The following is a 22,291-nucleotide window of genomic DNA, read 5'->3' as shown; positions in this document are numbered from 1 at the left end:
ACTTCTCGGCATCTCTGTCAGAATGTCCGGCGTGGAGCTGAGGGTGGTGAGGCCGACGCGCGGGAGCGTGTGGCTCGCGCTGCTCGCGGCGATCGAGATCACCACCGGGTCGAGCCTGGCCCACCTGGCCGGCGGCGGACAGCTGCCGGATGCGTTGTGGCTGGTCGCGACAGGTTTCGCGGTCTTCAGCGTCGGAGTCGTCGTGCTGCAGCGGCGCCTCGGGGTCATCCCGGGCGCCCTCCTCGCCGGAGCGGCGCAGCTCGCGATGCACGAGTCGTTCGAGGCGTACGCGGCCCCGGCCGCCCACGGGCATGCCGGAGGCAGCGGCTCACCGATGCTGGTCGCGCACGCGGCGGCCGCGGTGCTCACCGTGGTCGTGTGGCTGCTGCACCGCCGCGCCTGGCGGGTCGTCGCCCAACGGTTCTCGCTGCCACGACCTGTCATCGCCGCCCGGGCCCTCCCGCACGCGCAGCCGGTCGTGCCGCGCACCGCTCTGTGGACGTACGTCGCTGCTGGACGTGGGCCGCCGGCGCTCGCCTGAGCACCGACCGACCCACACAGCAAGCGCCCCGTCACGATCGGGGCCTCACAGAAAGCACAACCCCATGTCTCGACGCACCCTCGCGCGCCTCGGCGCGCCCGCTGCCGCTGCCGCGGCGATCACCCTGCTCGCCGTCGCTCCGGCCTCCGCCCACGTCACGGTCACCCCGTCGGAGACGGCGGCCGGTGCCTACACCGTGCTGACCTTCAGCGCCGGCCACGGCTGCGAAGGCTCACCCAGCAAGCAGTTCACCATCAAGGTCCCCGAGGGGATCAACGACGTGACGCCCACGCGGCAGCCGTTCTACGACGTCAAGGTGACCACCGAGAAGCTCGACAAGCCGATCGAGGACGCCCACGGCAACAAGCTCACCGAGCGCGACGCCACCGTCGTCTACACCGCGAAGACGCCGCTGCCCGACGGCCAGCGCGACGCCTTCGAGGTCTCCCTGCAGCTGCCCGACGAGGAAGGCACCACTCTCGCCTTCCCGGTCGTCCAGACCTGCGAGAAGGGCGAGACCGCCTGGGTCGAGGAGGCCCCCGAGGGCTCCACGGAGGAGCCCGAGAGCCCTGCACCCGCCTTCGAGATCACCGAGGCCGTCGCCGAGGACGCCCACGGTGCCTCGGCAGCCTCCCACGACGATGCGGAGTCCGCGCCGGCCGCGGAGAAGAAGAGTGACGGCAACCTGTGGGGCGGTGTCGGAGCCGGCGCCGGGATCCTCGGGCTGATCGCGGGCTCGACCGCCCTCGCGCTGGGGCGTCGTAAGGCGTGACTGCTTCCCTGACGCGCCGGCTCGGACCTCCCCTCGTTCGGGTGCCGGGCCGGCGCGCCCTGGGGCGGCTGCTGGTGGTGCTCGCTGCCGCGGCGTACGCCGTCCTGCTCAGCATCTCCCCCGCCCAGGCGCACGCGAGCCTGATCGGCACGAACCCCGAGGAGGGCGCGGTGCTCGAGGCCGCGCCCGACGAGGTCGTCTTCACCTTCGACGAGGGCGTCACGCTGCCGCCCAAGGGCGTCACCGTCTACGACGCCAAGGGCGAGGAGGTGGCTTCCGAGGCGAGCGCCGGCGGCACCGAGATGAAGGTCGCCCTCCCGGAGGCGAGCAGCCTCGGAGACGGCAGCTACGTCGTCGCCTGGCGGGTCGTCTCCAACGACGGCCACCCCATCTCGGGGTCGCTGACCTTCGCCGTAGGCGCGCCGAGCCTCAGCGTCGCGCCGCCCCCGTCGACCGCTCCCTCGACCGCGACCGCGGTGCTCCACGGGGTGCTCCAGTTCGTCCAGTACGCCGCGCTGCTGCTGGTCGCCGGACTGATCTGGTTCCGCGCGCTGATGATCGGTGACCACCGGGTGCCCGACCGCGCCACGGCGCGGGTGCAACGCGTGCAGATCGTCGCCGGCATGGTCGCGGTGGCTGCGCTGGTGCTCCTCGCGCCGGCCAGCGGCGCGCTGCAGAGCGAGAGCGGCCCGGGGGCGATCTTCACCTTCGACGCCTGGTCGCCGGCCACCGTCGGCAAGGAGTGGCTCAGCGCGCTCGTGGGGGTGCTCGGCATCGCGGCCGCGCTCGCGCTGCGTGACCGGCCACGACCGGCCGCGGTCGCCGTGCTGGTCGCGATCTGCTCACCGGCCTTGGTCGGCCACTCCCGTGCCGTCGTGCCGACCTGGCTGGTCACCTCCACCGACATCGTCCACCTGATCGCCGGCGCGCTGTGGCTGGGCGGCCTGGTGGGCCTCGCCCTGACGCTCCCGCTGATCACCAGGCGCGGCGCGGTCTCGGCCGAGATCGTCACCCGGTTCTCCACCCTGGCTGCCGGCTCCCTGGCCGCCCTCGCGGCCTCGGGCGTGCTGATGGGCTGGCGCATCCTCGGCTCGTGGGACAACCTCCTCAACAGCACCTACGGCACCCTGCTGATGACGAAGGTCGCCCTGGTCGTGGCCGTCGCGGTGATGGCGGCCGGCAACCGGCTGCTGGTGCTCCCCCGGGTGCGCGACGCGGCCGGTCACGACGACACCGTCGCCGCCGGCTCCGTGCTGCGCAGGGCCGTCATGATGGAGGCCGGGGTGCTGGTCGTGGTGCTCGCGGTGACCGGCTTCCTGGTCGACAAGCCGCCCCAGGCGGGCGAGGGGTCCACCGGTGCCGGCTCGACCGCGGTCGCGCAGAGCACCACCCGGGCTGCCGAGCTCGGCGACGACCATCGCGTCTATGCCACCCTGACCCCCGGCGGACCGGGGCCCAACGTGCTGCGCCTGCAGATCCAGGACGCCGCCGGCGAACCCGTCGAGGCCAGCGCCATCCCGACCGCCAAGCTGAGGTCGGGCGACGTCGACCTCGGCGACCAGCCCCTCACCTCGGTCGATGCCGGCACCTGGGAGGCGAAGGTCGTGCTGCCGAAGCCGGGCACATGGGAGGCGACGATCGGGCTGCGGCTCGACGAGTTCGAGAGCCCGCTGGGGCTGGTGAAGTTCTCGGTCCGGTAGCGGGAGCCCGAGCGGTCAGCGCCTCAGACGGTGACGGGCAACCGGAGCGTGTGGACCATCCCGTCGACGCGCGCCTGCACGAAGAACACGTAGTCACCCGCCTTCGGCGGCTTCACATGGATGCCGAGGCGGGTGCCGTTCTTCCCGTTCTCCGGACCGCCGAGCGGGTGCAGGTGGATCACCTCACCCGTCTCGCGGCTGAACGCGGTCACGTGCGCGTAGACACCGAGATAGGTGCCGAGGTTGACCGGCTTGCCCGCCGGGTCGCTCAGCAGCACCCCGATCTCCTGGTCGATCCCGGGCTTCGGGGTCTTCTCGAGCGCGGCGATCAAGGTGCCGTCCTCGGAGCCGGGCACCTCCACGTCGGTCTTTCCGGCAACCTTCGCCGTCGCGCCGAGCATCGCCTGCTCGCCCTTGCCGTCGGGCGTCTTGGCCGCGAACTCGGCGACCACCCGGTAGGTGCCACCGGCCGGGAGCATCAGGTCACCGGACCAGGCGCCGTCGTCGCCCTGCGTCGGGTGCACGTGCCGGAAGACCTCCAGGTCGTCGCGTACGACGTAGAGGTGGAGGTCCTTGGTCTGCTCCTCGATGTAGTCGGTGACGCCCTTGCCGTCCTTGGTGATCCGGAAGCTCATCGTGCCGGGCTCGCCGGCCTTCGCGGGCAGGCTGACGTCACTGATGGCGTAGCCGCCGACCGAGGCCGCGGTGCCGTCGGCACCCTTGATCGCGGTCACCACGGTCGCCACCTCCGCCGGCGCGGCGGGCTTGTCGGCCTCCGGCTCGCCACCGCAGGAGATCAAGGTGATGGCCAGACCGAGGCTCACGACCACAGCAGCTATTCCGACGCGCACGGGGCAAGGGTGCCATACGGGTGGGCCCCGGCCATCTGGACCGCCATGCGGCATCTCGACCATCGAACCGATACGCTTCTCCTCGAGGGGAGTACCTCATCAAGCTCTCTCCGGTCAGTACGTCGGTGCCACCACCGACCCGGAGGACGCCTCGGGTTCAGCCAGAGGTGAGGGAGACCTCAGACGTTCGACACGCCTGAGGATCCTGCATGCTCGACACCATCGCCACGCCCACCCTGTGGGCGGTCACCATCGCTGCCGTCACGGCACTGATCGCCCTCGACTTCGTCCTGACCCGGCGCCCTCACGAGGTCTCCATGAAGGAGGCCCTGGGCTGGTCGGCCTTCTACATCGCCCTGCCCCTCGCCTTCGGCGTCTGGGTCTGGACCACCCACGGCAGCCAGACCGGCTTCGAGTACTACACCGGCTACATCGTCGAGAAGTCGCTCAGCGTCGACAACCTGTTCGTCTTCATGCTGCTGCTCGCCGCGTTCGCGGTGCCACGGCAGCTCCAGCAGAAGGTGCTGCTCTTCGGCATCGTCGGTGCGCTGGTGCTGCGCGGCATCTTCATCGCGCTCGGCGCCGCCGCACTGTCGAGGTGGGACTTCGTCTTCCTCCTCTTCGGCGTGATCCTCGTCGCCACCGCCGTGAAGCTCTTCATCGAGGCCGTCCAGGGGCACGAGCAGTCGGTGGACCCCGACGAGATGCTGGCCGTACGCCTGGGCCGCAAGATCGGCCTGAAGCCGATGGCGATCGTGGTGCTGGCCATCTTCGCCGCCGACATCGTCTTCGCCGTCGACTCGGTGCCGGCCGTCTACGGCATCACCGGTGACCCCTACCTCGTCTTCGCCACCAACGCCTTCGCCCTGCTCGGGCTGCGGGCGCTCTACTTCGTGCTGGAGAGCGCCCTGGCCAAGCTGGCCCATCTCTCCTACGGCCTGGCCGGGATCCTCGCCTTCATCGGCGTCAAGCTCGGCCTGCACTGGGCCCACGGCCACTGGGACGGCGTGCCGGTCGTGCCGACCTGGCTCTCGCTGGTGGTCATCGTCGCCATCCTCGCCGTCACCGTCACCACCAGCCTGATCGCCTCCGCGCGCAGGGAGAGCGAGAACGAGGTCCTGGAGAGCTCGGACGCATAGCCGGATGTGTTGGTCTCGACACGCCTCCGCCACCCTCGCTTCGCTCAGGGGCTCCCTCGCTCGGCACAACCGGACGAGCACGCTCGCCGGTCGGCCTCGCTCGGTCGCCTAGCGGCTCCGGCGGCTCGACCGACGGGCACACCCGTCGGTCGAGCCGGACTCGTGAGGAACGAGCGAGTCCGTGTCGAGACCAACACATCGTCCATTCCGTGTCAGTCCAGCGCGAGCCCCTCGGCTGGGCTGACCTTGGTGGCTCGCCTGGAGGGCACGACGCAGGAGACGAGCCCCGCGAGGCCGGCCACCACGACCACACCGATCAGTTGCAGCACCGGCGGGTCGAACTGAGCACCCGTGCTGAGGACCTCGCTGAGCAGCACCTCGCTGCCTCCCCACGCGATGAACACGCCCAGCACGGTGCCGACCACGGCAGCGACCGCGGAGAGCAGCACCGCCTCGGCCGCCAGGGTGCGCCGCAGCTGGCGGCGGGTCAGCCCCAGCGCACGCAGCAGCGCGTGCTCACGGCCACGCTCGAGCACCGAGAGGCCGAGGGTGTTGGCGATGCCGGCCAGCGCGATCAGCACCGAGATCGCCAGCAGGCCCACGACCGACCAGGTCATCACGTCGAGCTGGAGCTCCACCCATGCCCGGTCGGCCTTGCCGTTGGCGAGGTCGGCGTCAGGCAGGGTCGCGCTCAGCGCGCCGCCCAGCTCCTCGGGATCGGCGTTGTCGGTGGCACGCACCCAGATGGCGTACGTCTTGGGGTCCTGGGTCAGCTCGGCGAGTGTCGCCGCGGAGATCCGAGCCGCCCCGTCGACATCCGCGAAAGCCACCTTGACCGTGGTCGAACGACCCTCGAGGGTGAGTCGCACCTTGTCGCCGTCGACGAGCTCGTCGGCGGCCTCGTAGCCGAGGACGATGGTGCCGGGCTCGACGCTCACCTTCTGCAGAGGTACGTCGCTGGCCGGCGGCGCCACCACCGGCAGCGGCATCGGCGCGCTCTCCCCCTTGCCGACGGGCTCGATGCTCGGCATGGCGCCAGGAACGGCGACCGCGTCGGCGACTCCGTCGACCTTCTTGACGTCTCGCAGCGCGTCGGCGGCGATCGGCTCGGCCCCGGACTGCAGCACGGCGTCGATCGGGTGCTGACGCTCCATGTCGTCGGAGACGGCGCCGCGGATGGTGTTCATCCCGGTGAGCACGCCGGTGGTCAGGGTGACCCCGACCAGCAGTGAGGCTGCGGTGGCCGCGGTGCGCTTCGGGTTGCGCCCGGCGTTGGCCGAGGCGAGCTTGGCGGGGGTGCCGACGAGCCTGGCGAGGCCGTGACCGACCAGGCGGACCAGCCCCGGCACCAGCGCGGGGCCGAGCAGCATCACTCCGACGAACGCGATCGAGCCACCGGCCATCACGGCCAGCAGGCCGGCGAAGCCCTCGGCCAGCACCATCGCGAGGAGGATCATCGCGACGCCGACCAGCAGCACCGCTACGCCCAGACCGAGCCTGATCCTGCCGGCTCCGCGCGCCTCGAAACCCTCCTGGGGTCGCAGCGCCGCCAGCGGGCTCAGCCGCATCAGCCGGCGGGTGGGCAGCCAGGAGGCGACCAGCGTCGTCAGGATGCCGATCGCGGCCGCACCGACCAGCCACGGCCACTCGTAGGAGACCTCGCCCAGCGGCGCGTTCTCGGCGAACCGGCTGACGACCGCGACGATCCCCCAGCCCAGGAGCGTGCCGACGACCAGCCCCGCGAGCGAGGCCATCACACCGAGGGCGAGCGCCTCGCGGCGTACGGAGCGGAGCACCTGTCGCTTGGTGGCGCCCATCGCCCGCAGCAGCGCGAAGTCACGCATCCGCTGGGCGAAGAGGATCGTGAAGGTGTTGGTGATGACCAGCACCGAGACGAACAGCGCGATCGCGGCGAAGATCAGCACCATGTAGGCGATCACGTCGATCTCGTTGTTGAGCTGCTTCTGGAGCTCGTCGACCAGCGCGCCCGAGGCCTTCCACCCGTCGTCGGCCGAGCCGGTCGACGCGGTGAGCAGCATGGGGACGTACGCGCCGTTCCACTCCTGCATCTGGGGCCAGGTGACGTAGAGGTTGGAGGACCACATCGACGGTGCGTCGACGAGGCCGACCACGGTGAGCTCGAGCGCCTTCGTGCCCGACCCGACACGGATCGTGTCGCCCACGGAGACCTTCTGGGCCTCGGCGGCGGCCGCATCGGCCACAGCCTCGCCGGGGCCGGTCGGGAAGCGGCCGGACTCCAGGCTCTGCCACTGCCAGCGCTTCTCGGTGGAGACCGTGCCGACCGAGACCTGGTCGCCGACCTGCTTCGTCTCGGTGCGCACCGGCTGGAAGGACGTGGCCATCGGCCAGCCACCCTGCTCGACATAGCTCTCGACGGTCTCGTCGCTGGGGCGCTGGATGCCGCCGGCAGCGTTCTCGAACGGGTCGTCGAGGCCGGCCTGGAGGCCGGACTTGGTGGCTGTGGTGAGCGCGTTGGTCACCACGATCAGGGCGACCGCGGCCACCACCGCGACCACCGCCGCCGCGTAGCGACGGGCGTAGGTCCGCAACGATGCGAACAGCACCGTCCGCATCAGTGCGTCACTCCCTGGATGGTCCCGTCGACCACGGTGACGACCTCGTCGGCGTAGGCAGCAGCAGAGGCCTCGTGGGTCACCATGACCACCGTCTGGCCGAGCTCACGGACACTGCGACGCAGGTGGTCGAGCACCTCGGCCGAGGTCTCGGAGTCGAGGTTGCCGGTCGGCTCGTCGGCGAAGAGGATCGCGGGCTGCGTCACCAGCGCGCGGGCGATCGCGACCCGCTGCTGCTGGCCACCGGAGAGCTCGGACGGCTTGTGGCCCAGCCGCTTCCCGATGCCGAGGGTGTCGGCGATCATCTGCGCCCGCGCACGGGTCTCGTCGGTGACCCGCTTGCCGGCCAGCTCCAGCGGCAGCTGGATGTTCTGCCCCGCGGTGAGCATCGGGAGCAGGTTGAACGCCTGGAAGACGAACCCGACGTTCTCGCGCCGGAAGACGGTCAGCTGGTCATCATCGAGATTCTCGAGCGGCTGCCCGGCGACCATCACCGTGCCACCGGTGGGGCGGTCGAGCCCGGCCAGGCAGTGCATCAGCGTCGACTTGCCCGAACCGCTCGGGCCCATGATCGCGGTGAACGCACCGCGTCGGATCTCCAGATCGACGCCGCGCAGCGCGTGCACCTCGGTGGCACCCTTGCCGTAGGTCTTGGTCAGGCCCACCGCTCTGGCGGCGGCCGTCATCGTGGGAACAGAGGTCTGTGTCATGCTCCGAAGCCTCTCGTCGCAAGGCCTCATCACACATCGGGCTGGGGGCTGATCCCGGCGTACGACCTGGGGTTGATCGGCAAGGGTCGGCTCCGGGTCTTCCCCTAGCTCAGGCGGACCGCGTGGCTGTTCCCGACCTCCGTCAGGTCACCGTGCGGATCATCTTCTTGTTGACGAACTCCTCCATTCCGAAGCGGCCGAGCTCGCGCCCGAAACCTGATCGCTTGATCCCTCCGAAGGGCAGTTCGGCCGCGTCCAGACCTACCCCGTTGACGAAGACCATGCCGGCCTCGATCCGGTCCGCGACCCGCTGGGCCTGGGCCGGGTCAGCAGAGAAGACATAGGAGCCGAGGCCGTACGGGGTGTCGTTCGCGATCCTGACGGCGTCGTCCTCGTCGCTGGCACGGAACACCATCGCGACCGGCCCGAACAGCTCTTGACCGTACGCGGGGTTGTCGGTCGTGATGCCTGACAGCACTCCGCTCGGGTAGAAGGCGCCATCGCGCTCTCCCGCGCTGACCAGGGTCGCCCCGCCCGCAACCGCCTGCTCGACCTGGTCGGTGAGCACGTCGGCCGCCCGGCTCGAGGAGAGGGGCGATCCCGCCGAGGCGGCCAGGAGCTTGTCGGTGAACCGTTGGACGAAGTCGTCGTAGAGGTCATCGACGACGATGAACCGCTTACCGCCGTTGCAGACCTGACCGGCGTTGTCCATGCGTGCGAAGACGGCTGCGTCCACGGTGGCATCGAGGTCGCCGCTGGACAGCACGACGAACGGGTCGGACCCGCCGAGCTCGAGCACAACCTTCTTCAGGTTGCGGCCCGCGATCTCGGCGACCGCCGCACCGGCACGCTCCGAGCCGGTCAGCGAGACGCCCTGAACCCGGGGGTCCGCAATGATGTCGGCAACCTGCTCGTTGGTGGCATAGACGTTGACGTAGGCACCTTCGGGGAAGCCGGCGTCGCGGAAGATCTGCTCCAGGAGCGCCGCTGAGCGCGGGCACTGAGGGGCGTGCTTGAGGACGATGGTGTTCCCGATCGCGAGGTTCGGACCGACGAAGCGGGCGATCTGGTAGGCAGGGAAGTTCCACGGCATGATCCCCAGCAGCACGCCGACCGGCCTCCGCTGGATCACCGCGGTCCCTTCGCCCTCACCGAGGGCGATCTCCTCCTCCGCGAGAAATCGTTCGGCGTTGGCGGCGTAGAACTCGTAGATGGCGGCGGAGAAATCGACCTCCGCCTCGGCGTCCGCGAGCGGCTTGCCCATCTCCTCGACCATCGCCGCGGCCAGCTCGGCTCGGCGCTCCAGGTGCAGATCGGCGGCACGGCGGACGAGACCGGCCCGCGTGGCGGCCGAGGTCGTGCTCCCCCACGAGGCGTACGCGGCAGCGGCTGCGTCGACCCCGGCGGCGATCTCTGCGTCGGTGGCGGTGGGGAACGTCTCGACGAGCTCTCCGGTCGCGGGGTTGCGTACGGCGTAGGTCGTGCTCGTCTCTGTCATGGGGTTGCTCCTTGCTGGGGTAGAGATGGAGGTGTTCAGCGGACGCCCTCGACGTCTGCGGACAGACGTTGAGCGAGCCACACCGGCACGACGGAGAAGGCGATGAGCACCACCGCCACGACGTTGACGACCGGGGCCTGATTGGGCCGGAACATGTTGTTGAGGATCCAGATCGGCAGGGTGTTCGTGCCCCCGCCGGCGGTGAACGTGGTCACGATGATCTCGTCGAAGCTGAGCGCGAACGCGAGCATGCCACCGGCCAGCAGGGCTGACCGGAGCTGCGGCAGCGTGACCAGCCGGAACGTGGTGAACAGGCCGGCTCCGAGATCTGCGGACGCCTCCTCGAAGGTCGTGCCCAGGCGACGCAGCCTGGCCTGGACGTTGTTGAACACCGTGACGATGCAGAACGTCGCGTGCGCGACCACGATCGTCCAGATGGACAGGTCGACCCCGAGGATCCCCCTGAACCCGTTGTTCAACGCGATTCCGGTGACCACGCCCGGCAGGGCGATGGGCAAGATCACCAGCAGGTTGACGGCGTTCTTCCCGAAGAACGAGTAGCGCTGAAGAGCCAGCGCCAGCAAGGTCCCCAGGACGAGGGCGAGCACGGTCGCGATCACGGCGACCTGCAGGCTGGTGACCAGCGCCTCGCGTGCCCCCACACTGTGCCAGGCTCGTTCCCACCACTCGACGGTCACGCCGGCAGGTGGCCAGGTCATCGACTGGCTCGGGTTGAGCGAGTTTGCGACGACGATCAGCAGAGGCAGATAGATCAGCGCCAGTACGCCGAAGGTGATCCCGGCCAAGGCGATACGGGATGAGCGATTCAGGGTCATCGGAAGGCCTCCATCAGAGGTTGTCCAAGGCGCCGGTGCGACGGATGGCGGTCAGCAGCACCACCATGACGATGATCGGGATCATCGCGATCGCTGCGGCGAGCGGCAGGTTGTTCGCTGCGCCGGCGTTGATGTAGATCAGGTTGCCGAGCATCTGGCTGGCACCGCCGACGATGTTGACGGTGATGTAGTCACCCATCGTCAACGAGAAGCTGAAGATCGCCCCCGCCACGATGCCGGGGACCAACAGCGGCAGTACGATGGTGCGTACGACCATCCGGCTCGGTGCCCCCAGGTCGCCGGCTGCCTCGAGCAGCGAGTCCGGGACGCGTTCCAGTGCCGCGAAGACCGGCAGGATCACGTACGGCAACCAGATGTAGGACTGCGCGATGATCACCGCGGCGATGCCGTAACCGGGCGAGCCGATGCCGGTCCAGTCGGCGAGTCCGCCTTCGGAGAGCACCACTCGCCAGGAGAACACCTTCACCAGGTAGCTGGCCCACAGCGGAGTCAGCACGGCCACGACCAGCATCCTGCGCACTCGGGGCGTGGCCACCTTTGCCATGTAGAAGGCGATCGGCAACGCGATCACGACGTCGATGACGGTCACGGCCAGAGCCACGCCGACCGTGCGGACCGCGACGGTGCGGTAGATCTCGTTCTCGACCAAGGTGCGGAAGTTGTCGAGTGTCCACGTGCGGTCGATCTCGCTGGTGAGGCTGTCGACCGACCACAGCGAGGTGATCAGGAGTGCGGCCAGCGCGACGACGTAGACCAGAACCAGCCAGGTGAGCGGCGCGGAGAGCAGGAGAGCCAGCCGGAGCCGGGCCCGCCGGTGCAGCAGCCGGGAGGCCGGCCGGGCCACCGGCCCCCGTGAGGGGTCGGTGGCCCGGCCTCGCCGGGCGTCAGGAACGCTGGACGTGGTGGTCATCTCAGCCCTTGATGCCCGTCCACGCCTCGGTCCACGCGGCGTAGTCGGTGCACTCGACGTCGGTGCGGCCGTCGAGGCACTCCTTGACCGGCGTCCGCCAGAACCACAGCTGCTTGGCGTACTCCTCGTCCCCGGCGTGGAAGGTCTCGCAGTGCTTGGGGTCGGTCGTCTTGGCACAGGCCTCGGGGCTGTTGGGTGCCTCACCGAAGTACTCCGTCGCCTGGGCGTTGGCCTCCGGGCTGAGGATGTGGTCCATCCACAGGTAGGCGCAGTTCGGGTTCTTGGTGTGCGACGACATCATCCAGGTGTCGTTCCACGCGGTGGCGCCCTCGGAGGGCAGGGTCACGTCGACGTCGCCGTTCTTGACGTTGTTCTTGATCACCTGCCAGGTTGTGCCGACCACGGAGTCGCCCGACTCGAAGGCCTGGACCTCCTTGAGGTAGTCAGACCAGTACTCACCGACGTACTGGCGCTGCTCCTTGAGCAGTGCGACGGCGGCGTCGAGCTGCTTCTGGTCAAGCGCGTACGGGTTCTTGATACCCAGGTCGGGCTGGGTCTTCATGAGGTAGAGCGCTGCGTCGGCGATGTAGATCGGTGAGTCGTAGGCGGTGACCTTGCCCTTGTTCTTCTCGAGCGTCTGCTTGTCGAAGACCGCACCCCACGAGGTCGGCTTCTTGGCGAAGTTCTTCTTGTTGTACATGAGCAGGTTGGCGCCGTAGCCGTGCGGGACGCCATAGTTCTTGCCGTCCACCGTGTTCCACTCGGTGTCCTTGAGGAAGTCGTAGACGTTGGCGTAGTTGGGGACGAGATCGGTGTTGATCGCCTGTGCCTCGTCGGAGGCGATCAACCGCAGCGACAGGTCTCCCGATGCGGCGACGACGTCGTACTCGCCGGACTTGGCGAGGTTGAACGCCTCGTCGGAGGTGCCGTACGTCTTGCTGGTGACCTGGCAGCCCGTCTTCTTCTCGAAGTCCGAGACCCAGTCCACCTTGGGATCGTTGGTGCCGTCCTCGACGTAGCCGGGCCAGGCCAGGATCGAGACCTGACCCTCCGCCTTACCGACCTCCTCGGCCGCAGCGGTCTTCTTCTCCTCGCTGCCGCACGCACTGAGCGCGGAGACCGAGAGCAGTGTCAGGCAGGCTGCGACGACGCGGCCTTTCCGGATGGTGTTCTTCATCAACTTCTCCGATTTCTGTTGAGGTTCACTTCGATGGCTGGAGCTGCTCGGCCGCGGGAAGGCCGGTTTCGGCTCGACCCCCATGGCCCAGGCGGACGGCGTCGGTGCGGGCGAACCGGACCGTGACGTGGTCACCTCGGTGTTCAGTGGTCTGGATGGCGCCCGTGGACTGCTCGAACGCGATCAGCTCGACGCCATCGGTGGTGCGTAGATGCACCCGGTTCCCGGCACCGAGGTAGATCGTCTCGGTCACGGTCGCCTCGAGCCTGACCTCATCGTCAGATCCCGATCCGGCGTCGGTCGCGGCGGAGAGCCGCAGTCGCTCCGGTCGCAACGCATGATCGGAGCTCACTCCGAGCAGGCGCTCGGAGGTGGCCGAGTCGAGGAGGTTCGTCGTGCCGACGAATCCAGCGACGTACGCCGAAGCGGGGTGCTCGTAGATCTCGCGAGGCGTCCCGAGCTGTTGGATGCGGCCCGCGTCGAACACGGCGATCCGGTCGCTCAGCGTGAGGGCCTCTTCCTGATCATGGGTGACGAAGACGAAGGTGATGCCGAGGTCACGCTGGAGCTGCTTGAGCTCGACCTGCATCTGCTCGCGCAGCTTGAGGTCAAGTGCGCCGAGCGGCTCGTCCAGCAGCAGGACCTTCGGCTCGAGCACGATCGCCCGGGCCAGCGCGACCCGCTGTCGCTGCCCGCCGGAGAGCTGCCGCGGCCGACGAGTGCCGAGATGCCCCAGTCGGACCCGGTCGAGAGCTGCCTGCGCGCGGTCGCGCCGCTGCTGCTTGCCCATCCCCCGCACGCGAAGCCCGTAGGCGACGTTGTCGAGAACGTTCATGTGCGGGAAGAGGGCGTAGTCCTGGAAGACCGTGTGCACGTCACGCTCGAACGGCGCAGCCCTCGTCACCTCGGTCCCGCCGAGGTGGACCGTTCCGGCCGTCGCCATCTCGAATCCGGCGATGAGACGCAGCATGGTCGTCTTTCCCGACCCCGATGGGCCGAGCATCGAGAAGAACTCTCCGTCGGCGATGTCCAGGTCGACATGGTCGACCGCGACCACCTCGTCGTAGGTCTTGCGCAAGCCTCGGATCGAGATCGACGGGGCGCTGTCAAGGCCGACCTCCGCGGTATCGCCGGTCGAGAGAGCCATGGAATGTGCCTTTCGTCACTAACAGGTAAGCGATAAGATATGATTTCATAGTTCAATGCACAAGGGTCCCCTGCAACAATGTGGACGAGGCCGATGGGCGGCCTCGTCCATCGGGAGGGACAGATGACGTTGTCGTTCTACGGCCGCGCAGCGGCGGCCGTTTTCTCACCTCTCGAATCGATGAGCAGATCCGAGCTCGTCGTGCGACGCCTCACCGATGCGATCGCGCTCGGACTGCTCCCGGACGGCGAGCAGCTGCCAGGCGAGCTCGATCTCGCGAGCATTTTCGGCGTCTCGACCGTGACAGTCCGCGAAGCGTTGTCCGTGCTGCGTTCTGAGGGGCTGATCAAGACCCGCCGTGGTCGCCGCGGTGGCAGCTTCGTGCGTACGCCCGAGGACGGGATCAACGAGCTCGCTCGACGTCGGCTCATCGGTTTCAGCCTCGGCGAGCTGCGCGATCTGGGTGACGTCTACTCCGCCATCTCCGGAACCAGCGCTGCGCTCGCCGCCCGCCGGTCGACCCCTGAGGACATCGATCGGCTGGAACGTGTGTCCAACCTTCTCGACCGTGCGGAGACCCCGGACGCCCGGCGACGGGCAGACGCGCACTTCCACATCGAGATGGCCTCGGCCGCGCAGTCTCCGCGCCTCTACCGCGAGGAGGTCAGACTTCAAGCGGAGTTCGGGACCCTCATGTGGCTCGCGTTCGGAGACGACAGCAGTCACGCCCAGATGGCGCGCAGCTGCCAGCAGATCGTCGCGGCGATCGCGCACGGCGATCCAGCCGCAGCGCGTGCGGCGGCCGAGCAGCGGGTGGCCGACTCCACCGCGCGTCTCATCGACTACCAGCTCAATCTCATCGACTATCAGCTCAGCGAGGTGCACCGATGACATCAGGACCGCTGTCCAGCGACGAAACAGCGCCCGTCCGTGACGTCGTCACGAACCTGGTCAGCCAAGCGTTCGAACGCGTCGACAGGATCGCCACGACCGTCACCGGTACGCTCACCGAGCACACTGCACCTCGGCGGGCGGACCTGTTCGAGGTCGAGCCTGTCGTTCTCCCCATGCTTGGTGAACGCCCGGTGCTGATCCAGGGGGCCGGCTTCGTGGCGGCGCCACGGGTCATCCAGGACGCCGAATGGTGGCTGGAGTGGTTCACGAGCGACGCCGACGGTCGCCCACAACGGCTTCTCACACACTCTGACCCACAGGCGATCGGGTTCTACGACTACGAGCACCTCCCCTGGTTCACCATCCCGCGTGAGACCGGCCGTCGACACGTGACCGGACCGTACGTCGACTACATGTGCACGGAGGAGTACACCCTGACGTTCACCGCGCCTGTGATCGTCCGGGGAACCTTCCTCGGCGTCGCCGGTGCCGACGTGTCGGTCAAGACTGCGGAGCAAGCCATGGTCCCCGCCCTCCGCAAGGCCAGCCGGCGGATGGCGGTGGTCAACAACTTCGGCCGAATCCTCTCCAGCAACAGCGGCAGCCATCTCTGCGGCGACCTGCTTCGGCCGAGCGACCTCGACCGCCGAGCACCGACCCTCCCGATCCCCGATACTCCGTTCGCGGTCGTTCCTGCGGACTAGCGTCAGCCGGGATCTCGTCCCCGCCGAGCCATCGGTTCAGCGCGACGGGAGAAAGGTGACCCCCTCGGCGAGGCGATAGGGGTTGGTCGCGACCAACGCCCCGATGGAGCGGCGCAGCCGGGAGACCTCGGCGCGGACGGTGACGATGTGCTCGGCGTCGCCGAAGACGGCCTCGCTGAGCTGGCGGGCGGTGAGCCCGGCAGGGCCGGCGCGGTGGACGAGGTTGAGGATCTCCACGTGTCGCCTGGTCAGCGTGGTGCGCCAGCGCCCGGACTCCGAGGCGACCTCGAGGGTGCCGGCCTGGTCGAGCCGGGCCTCGAGCGTGCCCGGTTCGGACGAGCTCGGGCGCACCAGCCAACCCCGCTCGCCGACACGCTCGGGAAGGCAGAGCCCCAGCCCTGGGACGGTCAGCATCTTGTCCTGCCGGGGCGCCGCGATCCGGTCGCGTGCGGCCATCCCGGCATGGTGGGCCACCCAGCCGTCGTCGTCGACGACCAGCAGCGGACCGTCGACCCCGGAGACCACGTGGTCGGTCTCGCGACGCAGCCGTTCGAGCCAGTCCTGGTGGCGGCGCCACAGCGACATCTCGGCCACCCGCACCGCGCTCTCGACCAGCGCGCCGATCGCCGGGTGCAGGGTCAGGGCCGGGCCGCTGACGTCGACGACACCGAGCAGATCGCCGGTGCGGGGGTCGTGGATCGGAGCAGCCGTGCAGTACCAGGGATGCTGCGCCTGCTCGAAGTGCTCGGCGGAGAACAGCTCGACCGGCGCCGCCTCGGCCAGCGCGGTGCCGATCGCGTTGGTGCCGACGGCGCGCTCGGTCCACAACGCTCCCTCCACGAAGCCGAGCCGGTCGGCGATCCTGAGCACCCGCGCCGAGCCCTCGCGCCACAGCACCACCCCCTCGGCGTCGGTGACCACCATGAGGTACGTCGCCGCGTCCGCGGCCGAGGTCAGCACCGCTCGCAGGTCGCTGATCACCCTCGCCAACGGCGAGCGGGCCCTCCGGGCCGCGCACTCGGCGGCCGAGGGCGTACGCCTGCCGTTGCTGCTGCCGGGCTCCAGGCCCATGCTCATCACGCGGCGCCAGGAGCGCTCGACCAGGATCCGGGGTGTGCTCGGTGGGCGGCTGCCGGAGAGGACCGCGTCGTGGACGCGGACGAGGTCACGGGCGAGGCGCGGCAGGTCGGCTCCCGCCGGGACTGCTCCGGTCACTGTCATCTGGCGTGCACCTCCGTCTCCGAGGGTAGGTGCTTTCCTGTGACCCGCGCCACATGCAATCCGTTGCAACCCTGTCGCCCGCGCCCGCGCGGCGGTGTGCTGGAGGCATGACGCAGACACTCGACTCCCCTCCCCCGGGCGTGCAGAACGGCCCGGCACAGACCTGGCTCGCCGACTTCGAGGCCGCGCTGAAGGCCCGCGACATCCCCCGGGCGGCCGGCCTGTTCGCCACCAAGAGCTTCTGGCGCGACCTGGTCGCGTTCTCCTGGAACATCACCACCGTCGAGGACCCGACCGGGGTCGCCGACCTGCTCGAGAGCACCCTCGACCGCGTCGACCCCTCCGGCTTCACGCTCGAGGAGCCCGAGGCGACCGACGCCGGTGTGACCACGGCGTGGTTCACGTTCGAGACCGCGATCGGGCGCGGGCGTGGCCTGCTCCGGCTGAAGGTTGAGGACGGCCCAGACGGTGGGCAGAGCCCGAAGGCCTGGACCTTCCTGACCACGCTCTACGAGCTCAAGGGCCACGAGGAGCCCCGCGGCGTACGTCGCCCGAAGGGTGCCGAGCACGGCGTCAACCGCGACCGGGTGACCTGGGCCGAGAAGCGGCAGGCGGAGGCGGAGACGCTGGGCCTGACCGAGCAGCCGTACGTGATGGTCATCGGCGGTGGGCAGGGCGGCATCGCGCTCGGTGCGCGGCTGCGCCAGCTCGGGGTGCCCTCGCTCGTCATCGACCGCTACGAGCGCCCCGGTGACCAGTGGCGCGGCCGCTACAAGTCGCTGTGCCTCCACGACCCGGTCTGGTACGACCACCTGCCCTACCTCAAGTTCCCCGACAACTGGCCGGTCTTCGCGCCCAAGGACAAGATCGGCGACTGGCTGGAGTCCTACGTCAAGGTGATGGAGGTGCCCTACTGGTCCTCGACCACCGCCACGGGTGCCTCCTACGACGAGGCCGCCGGGGAGTGGACGGTCAACGTCACGCGTGGCCGGGAGGAGATCACCCTCCACCCGAAGCAGCTCATCATGGCCACCGGGATGTCCGGCAAGCCGAACATCCCCGAGCTGCCGGGCATGGACATCTTCCAGGGCGAACAGCATCACTCCTCCAAGCACCCGGGGCCGGATGCGTACGAGGGCAAACGGGTCGTGGTGATCGGGTCGAACAACTCGGCCTTCGACATCTGCGGCGCGCTCTTCGAGCACGGCGCCGACGTGACCATGGTGCAGCGCTCCTCGACCCACATCGTGAAGAGCGACACCCTGATGGACATCGGCCTCGGCGACCTCTACTCCGAGCGCGCGCTCGCCTCCGGGATGACCACCGAGAAGGCCGACCTGGTCTTCGCCTCGCTCCCCTACCGGATCATGCACGAGTTCCAGATCCCGCTGTACGAGCAGATGGCCGAGCGCGACGCGGACTTCTACGCGCGGCTGGAGAAGGCCGGGTTCCGGCACGACTGGGGCGACGACGGCTCGGGGCTGTTCCTGAAGTACCTGCGCCGCGGCTCGGGCTACTACATCGACGTGGGCTCGGCCGAGCTGGTCGCCGACGGGGACGTGAAGCTCGCCCACGGACAGGTCTCCCACCTCACCGAGACGTCCGTCGTCCTCGAGGACGGCACCGCGCTCCCCGCCGACCTGGTCGTGTACGCCACCGGCTACGGCTCCATGAACGGCTGGGCAGCCGACCTGATCAGCCAGGAGGTCGCCGATCGCGTCGGCAAGTGCTGGGGGCTCGGCTCGGAGACCACCAAGGACCCCGGCCCGTGGGAGGGCGAGCAGCGCAACATGTGGAAGCCGACCCAGCAGGAGGCGCTCTGGTTCCACGGCGGCAACCTGCACCAGTCGCGCCACTACTCGCTCTATCTGGCGCTGCAGCTCAAGGCCCGTTTCGAGGGGATCGAGACGCCGATCTACAACCTGGCGCCGGTGCATCACCTCTCGTAGCAGGCGAGCATCATCCGATCGGCTATCCGATCGTGGCCCGTTGCCAGATGGCTGCGGGCCGCGATCGGGCGATCGTTGAGGCATGACGAACTCCACGATCTCCACCCAGCCCGTCCGCCTCGCCGCCACGTCCCTGGCCGCCCTCGCCACCGCGGCCGTCCTCGCCGCCTGTGGCACGACCGCCGACGGTGCCACCTCCGGCTCCGAGCAGGCCAGTACGTCCCAGCAGGCCACCGAGTCGGCGCAGACCGCCACCCCGTCCGACGTGCTCGCCTCGACCGCCTGGGAGACCACCGGTGCGGTGGACCAGGACGGCAAGGACGTGCCTCTCGAGGACGAGGGCGTCTCGACCTTCGTCGGCTGGGCCTACTTCGACGCCGACGGCACGTTCACGATGTACAACCTCGACGACACCCCGAAGATGCAGGGCGACTGGACCGTCACCGAGGACGGCAGGACCCGCCACATCGTCGCCAAGGACGAGGCCGGCGAGGTCATGTTCGAGCGCGACTCGGACATCGTCACCCTGACCGAGGACGAGTTCACCTACCGGGTCTTCCCCGCCGAGAACGACAGGTCCGTCTACTTCGACATCGTCCACACGCCGACCGACCACGCCGAGCCCGCCAACTGACCTCGTCGGTCAGGGCGTCAGCGGCCGACCAGGCCGGTCTCGTAGGCCAGCACCACCAGCTGGACGCGGTCACGAGAACCGGTCTTGGCCAGCAGCCGGCCGACATGGGTCTTCACGGTGGCCTCGGCGACCACGAAGGCGTCGGCGATCTCGGTGTTGGACAGGCCGCCGCCCACCAACGTGAGGACTTCGCGCTCACGCTCGGTCAGGTCGGCCAGGCGTTGCCCGGTGGCTGCCGGGGTGGACGCCGGGGCCGCGGCGGCGAAGTGTTCGAGCAGGCGGCGGGTGGTGCTCGGCGCGACGACGGAGTCGCCGGCGTGCACCGTACGGATCGCCGTGAGCAGATCCTCGGGGCGGGCGTCCTTGAGCAGGAAGGCCGCAGCGCCCGCTCTGATGGCGGCGAAGGCGTACTCGTCGAGGTCGAAGGTGGTCAGCACGATCACCCGGGGCGCGGCCTCACGACCGGCGATCAGACCGGTCGCCTCGACACCGTCCATGTGCGGCATGCGTACGTCCATCAGGACGACGTCGGCGTCGGTCCTGTCCAACGCGGCGAGGGCCTCTCGACCGTCGCCGGCCTCGCCGACGACGCTCAGGTCGGCCTGGGAGTCGATCAGCATCCGGAAGCCGGCTCGCACCAGCTCCTGGTCGTCGACGAGAAAGACACGGATCGTCACTGCGCCAGTCCTACCAGAGGGAGCGTGGCGTAGACGCGGAAACCGCCGCCGGAGGCCGGACCCGCCTCGAGTGTCCCGTCGTGGGCGGCGATGCGCTCCCGCATGCCGACCAGCCCGAGCCCGCCGGAGTCTTCGGTGGGGTCGGCGGCGGCGCCCCGGCCGTCGTCGACGACCTCGACCGCGAGGGTGTCGCCGTCGGCCGTCACGGTCACGGTGGCCGCGGCGCCGGGCCCGGCATGCTTGCGTACGTTGCTCAGCGACTCCTGCACGACCCGGAACGCGGTCAGTGCGACTCCCTCCGGCACCACCGCCTCCAGGCCCGGCAGCGTCGCGGTCACCGCGGCGCCACCTGCCTGCGCCTCCTCGACCAGGGTCGCGATGTCGCCCAACCGCGGCTGCGGGCGGGTCAGCGCATCGCCGTCGCGCAGCAGGCCGAGCAGCTGTCGCATCTCCGCCAGCGCCTCCCGTGCCGTCTGCGCGACCGTCTCCAGCGCGGCGGGAGCCAGGGACGGGTCCTGCACGGCCGCGTAGCGCGCACCGTCGGCCTGCACCACGATCACGCTCAGCCCGTGGGCCACCACGTCGTGCATCTCGCGGGCGATCCGGGCGCGCTCCTGAGTCGCGCCCAGCGCGGCACGCTGCTCGGCCTCGCGGTGCAGCTGCTCGTTGCGCTCGATCAGCGAGTCGACGTAGGCCGCCCTGGTGCGCGCCAGCGCACCCAACGCCCACCCCGCGACCGGGAAGCTCGCCACCGCGAGCCCCATGGAGAGGTAGGCGCCGAAGTCAGGAGGATCGACCGACGCCGCGACCTCCGGGGAGTAGTTGAAGGTGACCACCCAGTCGTAGACCGCCAGCCCCGCCCCGAACAGCCCGACGGCGAGGGCGGCGAGGCCCCAGCGTGCGCTGGCGTAGCGGGCCACCGCGTAGACGGCGACCGGGAAGCCGATCTGCGAGCCCAACGGGTTGTCGATGAGGATCACCTGCGCGGCGTGGGCGAGCGACACGATCGTGAAGCCGATCAGCGGGTGGCGCCGGCGCCACAGCAGCGGCACGAGCTGTGCGGCGACGACCAGCACCACGAGCGCGGCGGTCAGCCGGCTCTTGGTGCCGATGACCGACCACTCGCCGCTCACGGCACCGCTGAGATAGAACGCGATGATCACGAAGGCGGTCCCGGCGACGGTGAGGTCGACGAGCACACGCCCGACCCGCCCGAGCCGCCAGGGACGGCGTACCAGCTCCTCCACTCCCCCACCGTAGAGGAGCCGACGGCTGCGCGGCGTCCACCCGGGGACGGATGTGAGCGTGCGTCCCTGGGCGGACCAGTGGCGTGTCGCCGAAGTTCCTGAACGGTTGGCGTCGTCAGGGTGCGTGCATCGCAAGGCGGCGTCCCGTAGTCATACCGGGCGTCTTTCAAGGGGCGCCAACGCGGCGAGGTGCGTGCCATGGCGGAGCGAAGCGCTTAGGAACTTCGGCGACACGCCACTAGGATGCAAAGGCTGGCGATGGATGCCAGATGGCTATCGGTTGGAGGACTCGTGGAGGCAGTGCGATACGTCGCGATCGGTGACTCGTTCACGGAAGGCGTCGGCGACGAGATGCCTGACGGCCACGTGCGCGGCTGGGCCGACCTGGTCGCCCAGGGCTGGGCCGCGTCCGGCACGCGGGTGGAGTATGCCAACCTCGCCATCCGTGGTCGGCTGATCCGCCCGATCATCGAGGAGCAGCTGCCCGCGGCGCTGGCGCTGAAGCCCACCCATCTCTCCTTCAACGGCGGCGGCAACGACATGCTGCGCCCGAAGGCCGACGCCAACGTGATCGCCGCGCAGCTCGACCCGGTGCTCGAGGCGTGCGACGCCCACGGGATCACGCTGATCCTGCTCTCCGGCGCCAACCCGTCGGCCCGGCTCCCGCTCGGCAAGCTCTTCCAGAGGCGCGGCGACGCGCTGTGCGACCTGGTCGAGAAGCGCGTCGCCGATCGTGACGACGTCGTACGTGCCTACAACTGGCCCGACACCACGCTCACCGACGGCCGGTTCTGGTCGGAGGATCGACTCCACATGAACGCCCGCGGCCACCACCGCGTCGCCGCCCGCGTGCTCGACTCGCTCGGCGTCGAGGTGCCCGAAGGCTGGTGGGACCTCGACTTCGCGGGTGCCGAGGGCAAGACGGGGCTCGCCTACTACCGCGAGTTCGTCGGCCCGTGGATCCACCGCCGCCTCACGGGTCGCTCCTCCGGCGACGGCCGCGCCGCGAAGTTCCCCACCTGGACCCCGATCAACAGCTGAGCCCCGGCCGGGTCGACACCGGGCGGGG

The 22,291-nt window shown here is 69.6% G+C and carries 20 protein-coding genes; 9 read left to right on the top strand and 11 right to left on the bottom strand.

Translation table 11 applies throughout. The annotated features are described in order from the left end of the window. Positions 1-22 precede the first annotated feature (22 nt). The 3 genes from FB381_RS08840 (at position 23) to FB381_RS08830 (ending at position 3,013) form a co-directional block, all read left to right on the top strand. Positions 23-541, top strand: a complete 519-nt coding sequence (locus tag FB381_RS08840; protein WP_246088027.1) for a cell division protein FtsQ — start codon at positions 23-25, stop codon at positions 539-541. Positions 542-605: 64 nt separating this feature from the next. Further along, on the top strand, positions 606-1,313 hold the full coding sequence (locus FB381_RS08835) for a YcnI family copper-binding membrane protein (RefSeq protein ID WP_141779942.1): 708 nt from the start codon (positions 606-608) through the stop codon (positions 1,311-1,313). 41 nt (positions 1,314-1,354) lie between these two features. Next, a complete protein-coding gene (locus tag FB381_RS08830) occupies positions 1,355-3,013 on the top strand; it encodes a copper resistance CopC/CopD family protein (RefSeq protein WP_170225099.1) in 1,659 nt (552 codons plus the stop codon). Between the two features lie 23 nt (positions 3,014-3,036). Here FB381_RS08830 and FB381_RS08825 read toward each other — a convergent pair whose 3' ends face one another. After that, positions 3,037-3,864 carry a hypothetical protein gene (locus tag FB381_RS08825; protein ID WP_141779940.1) on the bottom strand — a complete coding sequence of 276 codons (828 nt, stop codon included), beginning with the start codon at positions 3,862-3,864 and terminating at the stop codon, positions 3,037-3,039. 209 nt (positions 3,865-4,073) lie between these two features. Between FB381_RS08825 and FB381_RS08820 the strand changes: the two genes are divergently transcribed. After that, positions 4,074-5,003 (top strand): TerC family protein, encoded by a 930-nt coding sequence (locus FB381_RS08820; protein ID WP_141779939.1) that lies wholly within the window; start codon positions 4,074-4,076, stop codon positions 5,001-5,003. A 212-nt stretch (positions 5,004-5,215) separates the two neighbouring features. Here the strand turns inward: FB381_RS08820 and FB381_RS08815 are convergent, their stop codons facing one another. The 7 genes from FB381_RS08815 to FB381_RS08785 all read right to left on the bottom strand — a co-directional run bounded on the left by FB381_RS08815 (position 5,216) and on the right by FB381_RS08785 (position 13,896). Next, positions 5,216-7,597 carry an ABC transporter permease gene (locus tag FB381_RS08815; RefSeq protein WP_141779938.1) on the bottom strand — a complete coding sequence of 794 codons (2,382 nt, stop codon included), beginning with the start codon at positions 7,595-7,597 and terminating at the stop codon, positions 5,216-5,218. Next, entirely contained in the window at positions 7,597-8,307 is a 711-nt protein-coding gene (locus tag FB381_RS08810) for an ABC transporter ATP-binding protein (protein WP_141779937.1), read from the bottom strand. The genes FB381_RS08815 and FB381_RS08810 overlap by 1 nt, the downstream gene beginning before the upstream one ends. A gap of 142 nt (positions 8,308-8,449) precedes the next feature. Continuing rightward, positions 8,450-9,805, bottom strand: coding sequence for an NAD-dependent succinate-semialdehyde dehydrogenase (locus tag FB381_RS08805; RefSeq protein WP_141779936.1), 1,356 nt, complete (start codon positions 9,803-9,805; stop codon positions 8,450-8,452). Between the two features lie 35 nt (positions 9,806-9,840). Beyond that, positions 9,841-10,641: an ABC transporter permease gene (locus FB381_RS08800; RefSeq protein ID WP_141779935.1), complete on the bottom strand. Its 801-nt coding sequence runs from the start codon at positions 10,639-10,641 to the stop codon at positions 9,841-9,843. 13 nt (positions 10,642-10,654) lie between these two features. Next, positions 10,655-11,572 carry an ABC transporter permease gene (locus FB381_RS08795; protein ID WP_141779934.1) on the bottom strand — a complete coding sequence of 306 codons (918 nt, stop codon included), beginning with the start codon at positions 11,570-11,572 and terminating at the stop codon, positions 10,655-10,657. A gap of 1 nt (position 11,573) precedes the next feature. Next, entirely contained in the window at positions 11,574-12,749 is a 1,176-nt protein-coding gene (locus FB381_RS08790) for an extracellular solute-binding protein (RefSeq protein WP_141779933.1), read from the bottom strand. Positions 12,750-12,774: 25 nt separating this feature from the next. Beyond that, positions 12,775-13,896, bottom strand: coding sequence for an ABC transporter ATP-binding protein (locus FB381_RS08785; RefSeq protein WP_141779932.1), 1,122 nt, complete (start codon positions 13,894-13,896; stop codon positions 12,775-12,777). Between the two features lie 180 nt (positions 13,897-14,076). Here FB381_RS08785 and FB381_RS08780 point away from each other — a divergent pair, with 180 nt between their 5' ends. Together FB381_RS08780 and FB381_RS08775 are read left to right on the top strand one after the other, a co-directional pair. After that, a complete protein-coding gene (locus FB381_RS08780; RefSeq protein WP_211352370.1) occupies positions 14,077-14,787 on the top strand; it encodes a FadR/GntR family transcriptional regulator in 711 nt (236 codons plus the stop codon). Beyond that, the gene (locus FB381_RS08775) at positions 14,784-15,494 is read left to right on the top strand and encodes a cache domain-containing protein (protein ID WP_141779930.1); all 711 of its coding nucleotides are present in this window, start codon (positions 14,784-14,786) and stop codon (positions 15,492-15,494) included. The genes FB381_RS08780 and FB381_RS08775 overlap by 4 nt, the downstream gene beginning before the upstream one ends. Before the next feature lie 36 nt (positions 15,495-15,530). On the opposite strand, the gene FB381_RS08770 is transcribed toward FB381_RS08775, so the two are convergent. After that, positions 15,531-16,715, bottom strand: a complete 1,185-nt coding sequence (locus FB381_RS08770; protein WP_141779929.1) for a sigma-54-dependent transcriptional regulator family protein — start codon at positions 16,713-16,715, stop codon at positions 15,531-15,533. Positions 16,716-16,822: 107 nt separating this feature from the next. On the opposite strand from FB381_RS08770, the gene FB381_RS08765 reads away from it, so the two are divergent. Beyond that, entirely contained in the window at positions 16,823-18,664 is a 1,842-nt protein-coding gene (locus FB381_RS08765; RefSeq protein ID WP_141779928.1) for a flavin-containing monooxygenase, read from the top strand. A gap of 82 nt (positions 18,665-18,746) precedes the next feature. Beyond that, complete coding sequence (locus tag FB381_RS08760; protein ID WP_141779927.1) at positions 18,747-19,298, top strand: DUF4822 domain-containing protein; 552 nt, start codon at positions 18,747-18,749, stop codon at positions 19,296-19,298. A gap of 17 nt (positions 19,299-19,315) precedes the next feature. Here the strand turns inward: FB381_RS08760 and FB381_RS08755 are convergent, their stop codons facing one another. Further along, on the bottom strand, positions 19,316-19,975 hold the full coding sequence (locus FB381_RS08755) for a response regulator transcription factor (RefSeq protein ID WP_141779926.1): 660 nt from the start codon (positions 19,973-19,975) through the stop codon (positions 19,316-19,318). Beyond that, the gene (locus FB381_RS08750; protein WP_141779925.1) at positions 19,972-21,222 is read right to left on the bottom strand and encodes a sensor histidine kinase; all 1,251 of its coding nucleotides are present in this window, start codon (positions 21,220-21,222) and stop codon (positions 19,972-19,974) included. The genes FB381_RS08755 and FB381_RS08750 overlap by 4 nt, the downstream gene beginning before the upstream one ends. Before the next feature lie 291 nt (positions 21,223-21,513). Here FB381_RS08750 and FB381_RS08745 point away from each other — a divergent pair, with 291 nt between their 5' ends. Next, the gene (locus tag FB381_RS08745) at positions 21,514-22,263 is read left to right on the top strand and encodes an SGNH/GDSL hydrolase family protein (RefSeq protein ID WP_211352369.1); all 750 of its coding nucleotides are present in this window, start codon (positions 21,514-21,516) and stop codon (positions 22,261-22,263) included. Positions 22,264-22,291: the final 28 nt, after the last annotated feature.

This window comes from Nocardioides albertanoniae (assembly GCF_006716315.1).
In the GTDB taxonomy this organism is placed as follows: domain Bacteria; phylum Actinomycetota; class Actinomycetes; order Propionibacteriales; family Nocardioidaceae; genus Nocardioides; species Nocardioides albertanoniae.
This window is presented reverse-complemented; position numbering and strand designations above follow the sequence as displayed.